This window comes from Streptomyces sp. DSM 41931 (assembly GCF_050271085.1).
Classification (GTDB): Bacteria; Actinomycetota; Actinomycetes; order Streptomycetales; family Streptomycetaceae; genus Streptomyces; species Streptomyces albogriseolus.
In genome coordinates, this window is record NZ_CP189902.1 from 4311431 (window position 1) to 4325876 (window position 14446).

The following is a 14446-nucleotide window of genomic DNA, read 5'->3' on the forward strand; positions in this document are numbered from 1 at the left end:
AGACGCGACGCGGGGGCGCGACAAACCATCACAGTGCGGTCTCTCTGGCACCCCCTCGGTTCCCAGGACGGGCCGGGGTACCTACCCTTGCCCTGTCAAGACCATTGCGGGGCAACGTGAATCAGATGCAGGGCTCGCTCGTCGCGGGCCGCTACCGACTCGGCGAATCCATCGGGAGCGGTGGCATGGGCCGGGTGTGGCGTGCACACGACGAGGTGCTGCACCGTTCCGTCGCCATCAAGGAACTGACCGCCGCGCTCTACGTCTCCGACAGCGAACAGGCCACCCTGCTGGCCCGTACCCGCGCGGAGGCGCGGGCCGCCGCGCGGATCAACCACTCGGCCGTCGTCACCGTGCACGACGTGCTGGAGCACGACGGCCGGCCGTGGATCGTCATGGAGCTGGTCGAGGGCCGCTCGCTGGCCGACGTGGTCAAGGAGCAGGAGCGCGTCGAGCCCCGTGAGGCGGCCCGCATCGGCCTGTGGGTGCTGCGCGCCCTGCGCGCCGCGCACGCCGCCGGCGTCCTGCACCGCGACGTCAAGCCCGGCAACGTGCTGCTCGGCCGGGACGGCCGGGTGCTGCTCACCGACTTCGGCATCGCGCAGATAGACGGCGACGCGGCCATCACCCGCACGGGCGAGGTCGTCGGGTCCGTCGACTACCTGGCGCCCGAGCGGGTCCGCGGCCACGACCCCGGCCCCGCCTCCGACCTGTGGGCGCTCGGCGCCACCCTGTACACGGCGGTGGAGGGCCTCTCGCCGTTCCGCCGGACCTCGCCGCTCACCACGATGCAGGCCGTCGTCGAGGAGGAGGCCGAGCCGCTCCGGCACGCCGGCCCGCTCGCGCCCGTCATCAGCGCGTTCCTGCGGAAGGATCCGGCCACCCGGCCCGACGCCGCGACGGCCGAGCAGATGCTCGCCGAGGCCGCGGAGGGACGCCGGCCCCGCGCGGCGCAGGAGTACGTGCCCACCCGGGCCGTCGGCGCCCACGTTCCGCTGCCGCGCCAGACCGGACCGCACCCCGGCGCGGGCGCACCGGCGTACGCGACCGGCGCGCCGGCCCGCCCGCAGGGCGGCGGCTCCACCGCCGTGCAGGCGCCGTACGGGGCGCCCGTGGTGCCGCGCCGGCGCTCGCGCGGGCGGACGGTCGCCCTGGTCGTCGCGCTGGCCGCGATCATCGGCGGGGGCACGGCGGTGGTGCTCCAGCAGCAGGACGACCGGGGCGGCGTCACGGCGGCGCCGACCGAGACCGCGGACACCGTGGAGACGCCCGGCGTGTCGGACACCGGCGGGACCGACGCGGGCAGCCTGCCCGAGGGATGGGTGCGCCGCAGCGACCCCTTCGGGTTCACCGTCGTCCTGCCCGGCGAGGACTGGGAACGGGTGGTGTTCGACGAGGAGACCCAGCAGGTCGACTACACCCCCGACGGCGGCAAGCACTTCCTGCGCATCGCCGCCGACGACTCCCCGGACTTCGACGACCCGTTCGACCACCTCAGCGACCTCGACCAGCAGGTCGGCGGGCGTCTCGTCGACTACGAGCAGATCGAGCTGAAGCGCCTGACCTACCGTGACCGCGAGGCCGCGCGTCTGGAGTACAGCTGGACCGCGCTGCCCAAGGACACCGAGTTCCCCGGGCCGTACCGGGCGGTGGACCAGATGTACCTCACGCGCGACGGCGTGGAGTACGCCCTCTACATGGCCGGGCCCGCCGAGGACTGGGACACGACCAGGCAGCAGTTCGAGACGATTCTCAGAGGCTGGCGCGAGCCCTGACCGCCCCCGGCGTGCGCGGACGTGCGCCCGTTGGCCGAATCGCCGTACCGGAGCGGACACATCCGGTGGGGCATGATGGGCGCATGGTGACCGAGGGGGAGCCGGACAACGGGACCGACGGGGCCAACGCCCGCGTCGTGGCGGGACGTTACCGCCTGGAGGCACTGCTCGGACGCGGCGGCATGGGCGTGGTGTGGCGGGCCACGGACCAACTGCTCGGCCGGGGTGTCGCGGTGAAGGAACTGCCCTTCGACGACACGCTCACCGCGGCCGACGCCCGGCGGCAGCGGGAACGCACCCTGCGCGAGGCCCGCGCCCTGGCCCAGCTCAGCCACCCGAACATCATCGTCGTGCACGACGTCGTCGAGGACAACGAACGCCCTTACATCGTCCTGGAGTTGATTGACGGTCCGTCCCTCGCCGACCGGGTGGCCGCCGACGGGCCGGTGGACGCGGCGGAGGCCGCGCGGATCGGCGTCGACCTGCTGGGCGCGCTGCGCGCCGCGCACGCCGCAGGGGTGCTGCACCGCGATCTCAAGCCCGCCAACGTGCTGCTGGAGAACGGCACGGACCGGGTGCTGCTCACCGATTTCGGCATCGCCCAGATGCCGGGCTCGACCACGCTCACCGAGAGCGGGTCGTTCGTCGGCTCGCCCGAGTACACCGCCCCCGAGCGGATGTCGGGCGCGCGGACGGGGCCCGAGTCGGACCTGTGGTCGCTGGGCGCGCTGCTGTGCGCGGCGCTCAGCGGCGAGTCGCCGTTCCGCCGCGACTCGCTGAGCGGCGTGCTGCACGCGGTGGTGGTCGACGAGATCCGGCCGCCCGCGCAGGCCGGGCCGATCCTGCCGGTGGTGCGCGGCCTGCTGGAGCGCGACCCGGACCGCCGGCTGGACGCCGACCGGGCCGAACGGATGCTGCGCGCCTTCCTCGCGACCGGCCGGACGCCCGAGACGGCCCCGCTCGACCTGCTCCCGGACCGCGAGCCGCCCCGCCGCCGGGCCCCGGTGTGGCGGGAGGTGCCGGAGACCGCACCGCAGGACGCGCCGGACGGCCGCCCCGTACGCCGTCAGCCCACCCGGGGCGCGCTGGTGGCGGCGCTGGTGATCGCCGCGCTGGCCGGGGCGGGCGTGTCCGCAGGGGCGCTGCTGCTCCAGGACCGGGGCGGCGAAGGGGGCGGCTCCACGCCCAGCACCACGGCGCCCGAGACCCCCGCGACCGGGTCGACGCCCGGGCCCGTGCCGCCCGCCACCACCCCGCGGCGACCGGCGCCGTCGCCCACGGGGGCCGGCGCCTCGTCCACGGGAGCCGGCGCCTCGCCCACCGGTGCCGATACCTCGTCCACGCCCTCGTCAGAGGCGGGTTCGTCCTCGCCGGAAGCCTCCTCGTCCGCCTCGGCCGCATAGCCGTACAAAAACGGCATACGTTCCGGCGTCGGTCACGGGTCTGTGACCGGTGGCGGCCCGCTGTGGAAGGGCGGTGGTCCGGCACGATATGCATGGACCCATGAGCAGTGACGGGGGAGCCCGCAACGGGGCCGACGAGCCGACCAGTTTTGGTCTGCAACCGCCCAACCCGAACCCGCCGGCGGCCGTGCCGCACCCCGGCAATCCGTACGCGGCGCCGGCCGTAGTCGTCCCGCCGCAGGGGGACGGCCAGGCGCACGCGCACGGCCGGGCGCCGCACCCCGCGCCGGACGGCGCACGCGGACGGGACGATGCGCAGGGGAGCGGTCCGCGACAGGCCGCCCCGACGGGCGATCCGGTGCCGCCCGGGCCGTCCGCGCCCGACCCCGGCGCCGGACGGGTGATCGCCGGCCGCTACCGGCTGCTCGCCAAGCTCGGCCACGGCGGCATGGGCACCGTGTGGCGGGCCAAGGACGAGACGGTGGACCGCGAGGTCGCGGTCAAGGAACCCCGGGTCCCCGACCACCTTCCCGAACGTGAACGGGCCAACGTCTTCGAGCGGATGCGCCGCGAGGCCCGCGCCGCCGCCCGGCTCGACCACCCCGCCGTGGTCAACGTCCACGACGTCGCCGTGGTCGACGGCCGGCCGTGGATTGTGATGGAGCTCGTCCAGGGCCGCTCGCTCGGCGCGGTGCTCCAGGAGGAGGGCACGCTCTCCGCGCGCGAGGCCGCCCGCGTCGGCCTGGAGGTGCTCGGCGCACTGGAGGCCGCGCACGCGGCGGGCGTCCTGCACCGGGACGTCAAGCCCGACAACGTGCTGCTGGGCCGTCACGACCGGGTCGTCCTCACCGACTTCGGCATCGCCCAGATCGAGGGCGAGACCAATCTGACCGACACCGGCGGCTTCGTCGGCTCGCCCGAGTACATCGCCCCGGAGCGGGTGCTGGGCCAGCGCCCCGGCCCCGCCTCCGACCTGTGGTCGCTCGGCGTGGTGCTGTACGCGGCGACGGAGGGCGTGTCGCCGTTCCGCCGGAGCAACACGCCGGCCACCCTCCAGTCCGTCCTCAACGCCACGCCGGCGCCGCCCGCCTCTGCGCAGGGCCCGCTGGCCGGGATCATCACCGCGCTGCTGCAGAAGGACCCGGCGCGCCGTCCGAACGCCGCCCAGGTCCGCGCCGCACTGGAGGCCGCCGCCGACCCGCCGGCGCCGCAGCCCACCCAGGTGGCCACGCTGCCCGTGCCGGGCCGTGAGGGCGGCGTCCGCATCGGCCGCAGGACGCTGCTGGGGCTGGGTGCGGCGGTGGTCGCGGCGGCCGTCGTGGTGGGCCTGGTGATCGCCGACCCGTTCGCGGGGCCGCTGCCCGACGGCTGGAAGACGCACGACCTCGGCGACCGGGTGGGCGTGTCCCTGGCGGTGCCGGAGGGCTTCGTGAAGGACAAGCCGGCCGAGGACGCCGACGGCACCGTCGCCTCCTTCACCGACCCGAGCGGGATGGTGCGGATCGAGACCGACCGCGACCTGAAGGCCGACGACAAGGACAACAAGATCCCGGCGTCCGCGTCGGAACAGGCGTTCGCCCACTGGAACGAGCTGAAGGACGGCGAGTTCTCCTGGGGGATCGCCGACACGCCGGCGCCGCAGGGGCGGCCCAGGGAGACGACGTACCAGGAGCAGGACGCGGCGACGAACACGATCGTCTTCACGACGACCACCACGCCGCCGCTGGAGCGCGAGGCGCAGGTCCTGTACTACCGCAACGCGGACGGTGACATGTACCGGCTCTGGATCGTCTACCCGGCGAAGGGCTACTTCGCGGAGGACGGCCGCGAGATCGCCCGCACGGTCTTCGACACATGGGACGTCCACCAGCGCTGACGCCGCGGGCCGTCACCGGTGCCGCCGGGCACCGGTGACGGCAACGTGCTGATCAGCGGCTTTGTTGCCAGCGTTCACTGGCATTGTGTGAGCCCTGCGGGAATCTGTTACCGACGGGTACACAAAGTGTGCGCCCCGGCATACTCTGCGCCTCATGACGGAAGCGCAGACCCGGGAAACGACCGGCACCAACCCCTTGGCCCCCGCCCCCCAGGGCGTACGCACCGCTGCCGACGTGGTGACGCCGGAACTGGTCGCCCAGCTCACCAAGGGCGTGGCCGGCTCAGGCCGCACCGCCAACCACACGCCCTTCACCGGCGAGAAGCTGGCCGACCTGCCCGAGTCGACGCCCGAGGACGTGGCGAAGGCGTTCGAGGCGGCCCGCGCCGCCCAGGCCGTGTGGGCGCGGACACCGGTCCGGGAGCGCGCCGCCGTGCTGCTGCGCTTCCACGACCTGGTGCTCAGCCGCCAGGCCGAGGTGCTGGACCTGATCCAGCTGGAGACCGGCAAGGCCCGGCTGCACGCCCACGAGGAGGTCCAGGCGGTCGCCGTCGCGGCCCGCCACTACGGCCGCCGTGCCGCCGCCTATCTGCGGCCCAAGCGGCACACGGGCGCCGTGCCGGTGCTGACGAAGGTGTCCGAGCTGCGCCACCCGCGCGGGGTCGTCGGCCAGATCGCGCCCTGGAACTACCCGCTCGAACTGTCCGTCGGCGACGCGCTCCCGGCGTTCGTCGCGGGCAACGCGGTCGTGATGAAGCCCGACACGGAGACCTGCCTGACCGCGCTGTGGGCCCGCGACCTGCTGATCGAGGCGGGGCTGCCCGCCGACGTCTTCCAGGTGGTCCTCGGCGAGGGCCCGGTCGTCGGCCCCGAGGTCGTCCGGCACGCCGACTACGTCTCCTTCACCGGCTCCACCCGCACCGGCCGCGAGGTCGCCCAGGGCGCCGCCGCCCGCCTGGTCGGCGTCTCCCTCGAACTCGGCGGCAAGAACGCCATGCTGGTGCTGGAGGACGCCGACCTCGACAAGGCCGCCGCCGGCGCCGTCCGCGCCTGCTTCTCCTCCGCCGGGCAGCTCTGCATCTCCATCGAGCGGCTCTACGTCCACGAGGCGGTCGCCGACGCCTTCCTGGAGCGCTTCGTCGCCCGCACCAAGGCGCTGCGCCTGGGCACCGCCCTCGCCTACGGCGCCGACATGGGCTCCCTGGTCGGACAGCGCCAGCTCGACGCGGTGACCCGGCACGTCGAGGACGCCGTCGCCAAGGGCGCCAGGGTCCTCGCCGGCGGCACCGCCCGCCCGGACATCGGCCCCTACTTCTACGAGCCGACCATCCTCGACGGCGTTGAGGCCCCGATGAGCGTGTGCACGGAGGAGACCTTCGGTCCGGTCGTCTCCGTCTACCGCTTCTCCTCCGAGGACGAGGCGGTCGAGCGCGCCAACGGGACGCCGTACGGGCTCAACGCGTCGGTGTGGACGAGGAACGCCCGGCGCGGCCGGGACATCGCCGCCCGCCTGCGCACCGGCACGGTGAACGTCAACGAGGGCTACGCGCCCGCCTACGGCAGCGTGCAGTCCCCGATGGGCGGCATGAAGGACTCCGGTCTCGGCCGCCGGCACGGCTCGGAAGGGATCCTCAAGTACACCGAGGCCCAGACCGTCGCCCAGCAGCGGCTGCTGCCGATGGCGCCGTCGCTCGGCATGGACGACGAGAAGTACGCGGCCTTCATGAGCCGCAGCCTGCGCCTGATGAAGGCGTTCCGTCTCCGCTAGGCCCCTTTGCCCGGCCCGGTCCCGGCGCCGCCACTTCGAACGAGAGCTTTCGACGAGGAGAGCACGTGTCACAGGAGAACTCCGCCCCCGCCCCGGACGACGACGCCGGCTACGACTACGACGTCCTCGTCGTCGGCTCGGGCTTCGGCGGTACCGTCTCGGCGCTCCGGCTGACCGAGAAGGGCTACCGCGTCGGCGTGCTGGAGGCCGGCCGCCGCTGGACCCGCGAGTCGCTGCCGAAGAACTCCTGGGACCTGAAGAACTACCTCTGGGCGCCGAGGCTCGGCATGTACGGCATCCAGCGCATCCATCTGCTGGGCAACGTGATGGTGCTGGCCGGCGCGGGCGTCGGCGGCGGCTCGCTCAACTACGCCAACACCCTGTACGTGCCGCCGAAGCCGTTCTTCGAGGACCCCCAGTGGGGGGACATCACGAACTGGCAGGAGGAGCTGGCGCCGTACTACGACCAGGCGCGGCGCATGCTCGGCGTGCGGCTCAACCCGACGACCACCCCCTCGGACGTGCACCTGAAGGCGGCGGCCGAGCGGATGGGCTGCGGCGACACCTTCCACATGGCGCCCGTCGGGGTCTTCTTCGGCGACGGCGAGGACGCCGACGGCAAGGTCAAGGCCACGCCGGGGCAGGAGGTGCCCGACCCGTACTTCGGCGGGGCGGGGCCCTCGCGGCGGGCCTGCTCCGAGTGCGGCGAGTGCATGACGGGCTGCCGGCACGGCGCGAAGAACACCCTCAACGAGAACTACCTGTACCTCGCCGAGAAGGCGGGCGCGGTCGTGCACCCGATGACCACGGCGGTCTCGGTGACGGAGGACTCGCGCGGCGGGTTCGCCGTCGCCACGCTTCCCACGAACGACCGGCGCAAGGGCAAGGGCCGTACGTTCACCGCCCGCCGGGTGGTGCTGGCCGCCGGCACCTACGGCACGCAGACGCTGCTGCACCGGATGCGCACGGGCGGGCAGCTCCCGCACCTCTCGGACCGGCTGGGCGAGAGGACCCGCACCAACTCCGAGGCGCTGGTGGGCGCGCAGACCGACGACCGGCGCTACCGCAAGGCCACCGGCGAGCCGAAGGCCGACTTCACCCGCGGTGTGGCCATCACGTCCTCCATCCACCCGGACGAGAACACCCACATCGAGCCGGTCCGCTACGGCAAGGGCTCCAACTCGATGGGCTCCCTGTCGATCCTCCAGGTGCCCTACGCGGGCAGCGATTCGGGCGCCGCCCGGGTGCTGGGCTGGCTCGGCAACGTGGCGCGGCACCCGTGGCTGACGCTGCGGTCGCTGTCCAACCGGCGCTGGTCGGAGCGGACCATCATCGGCCTGGTGATGCAGTCGCTGGACAACTCCCTGACCACGTACCTCAAGCCGTCCGGGGTGGGCCGTGGGCTGCTCACCGCGCGCCAGGGGCACGGCGCCCCCAACCCCAAGCAGATCAAGGCGGCCACCGACGGCGCGTCCGCGCTGGCCGCCGAGATCAACGGCTTCGCCGGCTCCAACGTCGGCGAGCTGACGGGCATGCCGCTCACCGCCCACTTCCTCGGCGGCTGCGCGATCGGCGACTCCCCCGAGACCGGCGTGATCGACCCGTACCACCGGCTGTACGGGCATCCCGGCATCACCGTCGCCGACGGGTCGGCGGTCTCCGCGAACCTCGGGGTGAACCCCTCGCTGACCATCACCGCGCAGGCGGAGCGGGCGATGTCGTTCTGGCCCAACAAGGGCGAGGAGGACCCGCGTCCGGCGCAGGGCGAGGCGTACCGGAGGCTGACGCCGGTGGAGCCGAAGGCCCCGGCCGTCCCGGCGGACGCGTTCGGCGCGCTGAAGCTGCCGTTCCTGGGGATCCCGGCGGTGCCGCCGAAGAAGTAGCCGCGCATGCGTGACAAAGAGGAAAGGACCTGTGCCCCCCTCCGAGCTCAGGTCCTTTCCCCTTGTCACAGGGGCCGCCGCGCGGGCGGCCGGGGTCACGCCTCGGCGCCGGCCTTGCGACGGCGGACGACGAACAGCGCACCCGCGCCGGCCACGACGGCGGCGCCGCCGACCAGGCCGATCACCGGCAGGGCGGAGCTGGAGCCGGTCTCGGCGAGGCTGCCGGTGACCTTCACCTCGCTGACCTTGTCGAGCTCCTTGACGCCACCGGTCTGCGGCTTGGCGTCCTCCGGGTCACCGGCGTCGGAGCCGGCCGCCAGGATGTCGAAGAAGTAGATCCAGCCGTTCGGGTCGTCGGCGACCCAGCAGCCCTCGGTGTCCGAGTACTCGGCGAAACCGCCGGTGAGGCCGAGCGCGTCCGGCACCTTGCCGCTGACGGAGAGCCGCAGCTGGTAGGAGGCGGACTGGCCGGCGCCCAGCGAGAACGCGGCGAACGTGGCGCCCTCGCCCGCGGCGCCCGCGAGCGTGTTCCACGTGCCGGCCGCCTTGTCGTACGCCTGGACCGTGATCTGGCCGGAGTAGTCGCGGACGTCCTCCCAGCCGATCGCGGCGACGCCGATCAGCGGCTTGATGTTCTTGATCTCCTCGTCGCCGCGGTTGGAGACGTCGAAGGAGAACGTGGTCCAGCCGCTGCCGGCGACGATCGTCTCGGGCAGGCCCGACAGACCGCTGCGCAGGTCCTCGCTGAGCCCGGCCGTGCTCTCGCCGTTCTCGTCGACGCAGAGCTCCGGGTCCTCCGCGGCCGGGGTGCTCGCGCTGGGGCTCGGCGAGGGGGAGGCGGACGCCGAGGGCGAGGCGGAGGTGGACGGGGAGGGCGAGGCGGAGTCGTCGGTCCCGTTCCCCTCCTCGTCGTCGTTCCCGCCCTCGGTGCCGTTCCCGGTGTCGTTCCCGTTCCCGGTGTCGTCGGTCTCGTCGGTGCCGGACTCCGTGGACTCCGTCCCGGCGGGGGCGGTCGTCGGGGCGGTCTCCGTCGACTGGGTCGCGGAGGCGGTGGACGTGGGGTCGGTCGCGTGGGCGGCCGGGGCCGCGAGGAGGGCGGCCGGGACTATCGCTGCCGTCGCGGCCGCTGCGGCCAGGGCGCGGCGAAGCTTCATGAAGACCTCGGTGAGTCCGGCGTGCCGCGCGGTCGCGGCACGAGTCGAAAAGCGCCTCCGTGTGGGGCGCACGGGTCAGATCCGTGATGTCAGTGAGTTCGATCACCGAGGCCGCCGGATGGTTGTCCCCGAACTCACAGAATCTTTACGTGATGTGGATCACGGCCGGACGAGGGGCCGTCGGCACAGACTCGCCGCCCATCAAGATCACGCGCATCAGCCGCACAGCGACGTGTGGGAGCAGTTCCTCCGGGACAGCGAGGCCGGTGTCCCCGCCACCGCGCCCAAGGAGCCCTCCGCCCGGGCCCGGATGGCGACCGAGCGGCGCCCCGCGGACCGGTGAGACCCGCGACCCGTACGACCGCAGCACGGGCGTGGCCTGCGGGGACGACCCGGACGGGTGCGGGTCGTCACCCGCACCTGAGCGGAGCGGTGCGGACACACATGCGTCGGCCGGCCCCGGGCGTCCCCGGGACCGGCCGATCTCTCGCGTGACCGGGACGGCTGTCCCCTGCCTCCCGGTCACCGGTACCGGAACGAGGTCCCACGACGCACGGCACCAGCCGTCCGTCTCATCGCTCCGGCGAGCCACACGTGGTGCTGCTCCGGTCCGCCCCTGGCTGGCGCGGACACCGGGACCAACGACCCGCCCGGCCCGCCGGTCACGCACCGGACGGGTGAGAGCCGATCCGCACGCCAGTACCCGGAACGCGGATTCAGATCCTGCCCCGGCACAGCTCCAGCAGGGTCATGGCGAGCGCGGTGCCCGGCTTGCCCAGCGCGTCCCGGTACGTGGCGAGGATCTCCATCTCGCGGGAGAGGTTCACACGGCGGCCGCCGGAGGCGATCCGTTCCTTCTGGATCACGGCGGACACCGCCATCCGTTCCTGCACCAGACCGATGATCCGGTCGTCCAGCGCGTCGATCCGCTCACGGGCGTCGCTGATCAGCTCGGCGGCCTCGGCGGTGCGGGCGCCGGTCTTCTCGGTCGGCTCGGTGGTGGCGGCAGTCATCTCGGGGCTCCTCGGTGAGTGGGGTGCGGGGCCCCGGAGCCGGCACGGTCCGGTGAAACGCCAGGCGCCCCGGACCTGTCGGCCCGGGGCGCCTGGGAAGTCGCTTGTCAGTTGCTCAAGCAGCACGACCATGGCAGCCGGCGGGCCGGGTGCCATAGGTAAAGAGGAAGGTCGCGTGCGTGAGCATGGGACCCAGTATGCCCGGTCGGCCCGGTCCGCCCAACGCCCGGCCCGCATGGTGAGACGTGGAGCGGGACGCCGGGCGGCGGTCGGCCCGGGACGGACCTCGCCGCCGTCTCGGTAGAATCGGGAGGCACAAGACCCCCTCCCCACCGCCGGAAGGCACCTCGTGTCATCAGCGACTCCCGCTGCCAACGCGCCCGACACCGTCCTGGTCGTCGACTTCGGCGCGCAGTACGCCCAGCTCATCGCCCGTCGCGTCCGCGAGGCGCGGGTCTACAGCGAGATCGTGCCGAGCACCATGCCGGTCGCGGACATCCTCGCCAAGAACCCCGCGGCGATCATCCTCTCCGGCGGTCCCTCGTCCGTGTACGAGGAGGGCGCCCCGCGCCTCGACCGCGAGCTCTTCGAGGCCGGCGTGCCCGTCTTCGGCATGTGCTACGGCTTCCAGCTCATGGCCCAGACCCTGGGCGGCCAGGTGGACAACACCGGCGCCCGTGAGTACGGCCGCACCGGCCTGCACGTCGCCAAGAACTCCTCCACCCTCTTCGAGGGCACCCCCGAGGAGCAGGCGGTCTGGATGTCGCACGGCGACGCCTGCTCCGCCGCCCCCGAGGGCTTCACCGTCACCGCGTCCACGGACGTCGTGCCGGTCGCCGCCTTCGAGAACGACGAGAAGAAGCTCTACGGCGTCCAGTACCACCCCGAGGTGATGCACTCCACGCACGGGCAGCAGGTGCTGGAGCACTTCCTGTACCGGGGCGCGGGCCTCACGCCGAACTGGACCACCGGCAACGTCATCGACGAGCAGGTGGCCGCCATCCGCGAGCTGGTCGGCGACAAGCGCGCCATCTGCGGCCTGTCCGGCGGGGTGGACTCCGCCGTGGCCGCCGCGCTGGTGCAGAAGGCCATCGGCTCCCAGCTGACCTGCGTCTACGTCGACCACGGCCTGATGCGCAAGGGCGAGACCGAGCAGGTCGAGAAGGACTTCGTCGCGGCGACCGGCGTCCAGCTCAAGGTCGTCGACGCCGAGGAGCGGTTCCTGAAGGCGCTGGCCGGGGTTTCCGACCCCGAGCAGAAGCGCAAGATCATCGGCCGTGAGTTCATCCGGGTCTTCGAGCAGGCCCAGGCGGAGATCATCGCCGACGAGGGCCCCGCGGTGGAGTTCCTGGTGCAGGGCACCCTCTACCCGGACGTCGTCGAGTCCGGCGGCGGCACCGGCACGGCCAACATCAAGTCCCACCACAACGTGGGCGGCCTGCCCGAGGACCTCGAGTTCAAGCTGATCGAGCCGCTGCGCAAGCTGTTCAAGGACGAGGTCCGGATGGTCGGCCAGGAGCTCGGCCTGCCCGAGGAGATCGTCCACCGCCAGCCCTTCCCCGGCCCCGGCCTGGGCATCCGCATCGTCGGCGAGGTCACCAAGGAGCGGCTCGACCTGCTCCGCGAGGCCGACGCGATCGCCCGCGAGGAGCTGACCGCGGCCGGCCTGGACCGCGACATCTGGCAGTGCCCGGTGGTGCTGCTCGCCGACGTCCGCTCGGTCGGCGTCCAGGGCGACGGCCGCACCTACGGTCACCCGATCGTGCTGCGCCCGGTCTCCAGCGAGGACGCCATGACCGCCGACTGGTCGCGGCTGCCGTACGACGTCCTCGCGAAGATCTCCACGCGGATCACCAACGAGGTCAGCGACGTCAACCGGGTCGTCCTGGACGTCACGTCCAAGCCCCCGGGTACCATCGAGTGGGAGTGATCCCCGGCCGGTCCCCAGGTCAGGTCCGTCTGAGCGTGCGCACCGGCGCTCCGGGCTTCCAGACCTGCACGACGAGATACTTCTCGTCCTCCACGTAGGTCCGCACGACCTCCGTGACCTCGGTGCGGAAGAGGTGGAACGGCTCCGGCGGTTCCACCTCTTCGGCGTACCGGGCCCTGGTCTCCGTGGCGTCCTCCGGCACCTCGACCGCCCGGCCGGCGATCCGCACGTCGCCGCCGCCCATGGTCGTCCCCTCGCCCGGGTTCGCCTGGAGCGAGAAGCGGGGGTCGCGGCGGAGGTCCAGCGCCTTCATCGACCGCGGCATCATCCCGAACCACAGCTCGCCGTCCAGGAAGCGCACCTCCAGGCCCGTGGTGCGCGGCGAGCCGTCCTGGCGGAGGGTCGCGAGGACGTGGTGCGTGTAGGCGGCGAAGCGCTCCTCGGCGGTCCGCGCCAGGTCGGGTTCGGCCGCGGCGACCTCTCCCCAGCTGACGCCGGCGCTCGTCCGGCCGTCCGTGTCCATGTGCGTGCTCATGGAGCGAGTGTGACCCGGAAATCCGACATCCTCTGTCGGGTATCCGGGTGGTCCGCCGGGTATCCGGCGGATGTCCGGTGTTACGGAACAGAGCTGTCGTACGGCGCGCCCCACGGGTAACTTCCGCCCCGTACGCGAACCCCCCGCGGGAGGACTCATGCACGGGCCCACTCCGCCCCCGCCGGTGCCCACCGACAAACTGCAGTTCGCCATGCCGCCCATGCACGAGTCCCTCGAGGACGAGCGCAGGCACCGCAAGGAGCGGCTGGCGGGAGCGCTGCGGCTGTTCGGACGGCTCGGCTACGAGGACGGCGTCTCCGGGCACATCACCGCACGCGACCCCGAGTTCAGCGGCTGCTTCTGGGTCAACCCGTTCGGCATGCCGTTCCGGCACGTCACCGTGAGCGACCTGGTGCTCGCCAACCAGGACGGCCAGGTCGTCGAGGGCGGACACCACGTCAACCAGGCCGCCTTCGCCGTCCACGCCCAGGTGCACGCGGCCCGGCCCGACGTCGTCGCCGTCGCCCACTGCCACTCCGTGCACGGCCGCGCCCTCGCCGCCCTCGGGGAGCTGCTCGACCCGATCACCCAGGAGAGCTGCGCCTTCTACGAGGACCACGCCCTCTACGACGCCTACACCTCCGTCACTGTCGACCCCGAGGAGGGCCGCCGCATCGCCGCCGCCCTCGGCACCCGCAAGGCGCTGGTGCTGCGTAACCACGGGCTGCTGACCGTGGGCGACTCGGTGGACGCGGCGGCCTGGTGGTTCATGACCATGGAACGCTCCTGCCAGGTGCAGCTCACCGCGCGGGCGGCCGGCCGTCCCGTGCTGATCGAGCACCGACAGGCGGTGGCCACGCGGGAGCAGCTGGGCGGGGACCTGGTGGCGTGGATCAACTACCAGCCGATGTGGCGGGAGATCACACGGAGCGAGCCGGATCTGCTGGACTGAGCGCGCGTCCCTCGTACAGACGGAGCCGCGCGTCAACCTGACGCCTCGGGATTCACCCGCGGCGACCGGGCCCGGCGGACGGAACGGGCGTGGCGTAGGGCACAATTCGCTCTCGATGCGGGGGAGTTGTCCGGTGGCCGCCGACGGCGGTCATGGT

Annotated in this window: 9 protein-coding genes and 1 pseudogene; 7 read left to right on the forward strand and 3 right to left on the reverse strand. The window is 73.1% G+C overall.

Going from position 1 to position 14446, the window contains the following annotated elements; translation table 11 throughout:
- Positions 1–125 precede the first annotated feature (125 nt).
- From ACP7TJ_RS20150 to ACP7TJ_RS20170, 5 genes and pseudogenes are all read left to right on the forward strand, one after another.
- Entirely contained in the window at positions 126–1775 is a 1650-nt protein-coding gene (locus ACP7TJ_RS20150; RefSeq protein ID WP_189910517.1) for a serine/threonine-protein kinase, read from the forward strand.
- A gap of 83 nt (positions 1776–1858) precedes the next feature.
- A pseudogene (locus ACP7TJ_RS20155) lies at positions 1859–2726 on the forward strand (serine/threonine-protein kinase); the annotation flags it as partial.
- A gap of 552 nt (positions 2727–3278) precedes the next feature.
- The gene (locus ACP7TJ_RS20160; RefSeq protein WP_427764355.1) at positions 3279–5054 is read left to right on the forward strand and encodes a serine/threonine-protein kinase; all 1776 of its coding nucleotides are present in this window, start codon (positions 3279–3281) and stop codon (positions 5052–5054) included.
- A gap of 154 nt (positions 5055–5208) precedes the next feature.
- On the forward strand, positions 5209–6822 hold the full coding sequence (locus ACP7TJ_RS20165) for a succinic semialdehyde dehydrogenase (protein WP_093769298.1): 1614 nt from the start codon (positions 5209–5211) through the stop codon (positions 6820–6822).
- Positions 6823–6887: 65 nt separating this feature from the next.
- Positions 6888–8705 (forward strand): GMC oxidoreductase, encoded by a 1818-nt coding sequence (locus ACP7TJ_RS20170; RefSeq protein ID WP_427764359.1) that lies wholly within the window; start codon positions 6888–6890, stop codon positions 8703–8705.
- Positions 8706–8800: 95 nt separating this feature from the next.
- Here ACP7TJ_RS20170 and ACP7TJ_RS20175 read toward each other — a convergent pair whose 3' ends face one another.
- Both ACP7TJ_RS20175 and ACP7TJ_RS20180 read right to left on the reverse strand, forming a co-directional pair.
- Positions 8801–9859: an LAETG motif-containing sortase-dependent surface protein gene (locus ACP7TJ_RS20175; RefSeq protein ID WP_427764362.1), complete on the reverse strand. Its 1059-nt coding sequence runs from the start codon at positions 9857–9859 to the stop codon at positions 8801–8803.
- A gap of 716 nt (positions 9860–10575) precedes the next feature.
- The gene (locus tag ACP7TJ_RS20180; RefSeq protein ID WP_093769301.1) at positions 10576–10872 is read right to left on the reverse strand and encodes a chorismate mutase; all 297 of its coding nucleotides are present in this window, start codon (positions 10870–10872) and stop codon (positions 10576–10578) included.
- Positions 10873–11221: 349 nt separating this feature from the next.
- On the opposite strand from ACP7TJ_RS20180, the gene guaA reads away from it, so the two are divergent.
- The gene (gene guaA, locus ACP7TJ_RS20185) at positions 11222–12802 is read left to right on the forward strand and encodes a glutamine-hydrolyzing GMP synthase (RefSeq protein WP_093769302.1); all 1581 of its coding nucleotides are present in this window, start codon (positions 11222–11224) and stop codon (positions 12800–12802) included.
- Between the two features lie 19 nt (positions 12803–12821).
- Here guaA and ACP7TJ_RS20190 read toward each other — a convergent pair whose 3' ends face one another.
- Positions 12822–13325, reverse strand: coding sequence for a pyridoxamine 5'-phosphate oxidase family protein (locus ACP7TJ_RS20190; RefSeq protein ID WP_427767413.1), 504 nt, complete (start codon positions 13323–13325; stop codon positions 12822–12824).
- Positions 13326–13494: 169 nt separating this feature from the next.
- Here ACP7TJ_RS20190 and ACP7TJ_RS20195 point away from each other — a divergent pair, with 169 nt between their 5' ends.
- Positions 13495–14289, forward strand: coding sequence for a class II aldolase/adducin family protein (locus ACP7TJ_RS20195; RefSeq protein ID WP_093769304.1), 795 nt, complete (start codon positions 13495–13497; stop codon positions 14287–14289).
- Positions 14290–14446: the final 157 nt, after the last annotated feature.

What these genes read in the sequence shown, in the direction of transcription:
- ACP7TJ_RS20150 (WP_189910517.1), top strand. Translation starts at nt 126, where the DNA reads ATGCAGGGCTCGCTCGTCGCGGGCCGCTACCGACTCGGCGAATCCATC.
- ACP7TJ_RS20160 (WP_427764355.1), top strand. Translation starts at nt 3,279, where the DNA reads ATGAGCAGTGACGGGGGAGCCCGCAACGGGGCCGACGAGCCGACCAGT.
- ACP7TJ_RS20165 (WP_093769298.1), top strand. Translation starts at nt 5,209, where the DNA reads ATGACGGAAGCGCAGACCCGGGAAACGACCGGCACCAACCCCTTGGCC.
- ACP7TJ_RS20175 (WP_427764362.1), bottom strand. Translation starts at nt 9,859, where the DNA reads ATGAAGCTTCGCCGCGCCCTGGCCGCAGCGGCCGCGACGGCAGCGATA.
- ACP7TJ_RS20180 (WP_093769301.1), bottom strand. Translation starts at nt 10,872, where the DNA reads ATGACTGCCGCCACCACCGAGCCGACCGAGAAGACCGGCGCCCGCACC.
- ACP7TJ_RS20190 (WP_427767413.1), bottom strand. Translation starts at nt 13,325, where the DNA reads ATGGACACGGACGGCCGGACGAGCGCCGGCGTCAGCTGGGGAGAGGTC.
- ACP7TJ_RS20195 (WP_093769304.1), top strand. Translation starts at nt 13,495, where the DNA reads ATGCACGGGCCCACTCCGCCCCCGCCGGTGCCCACCGACAAACTGCAG.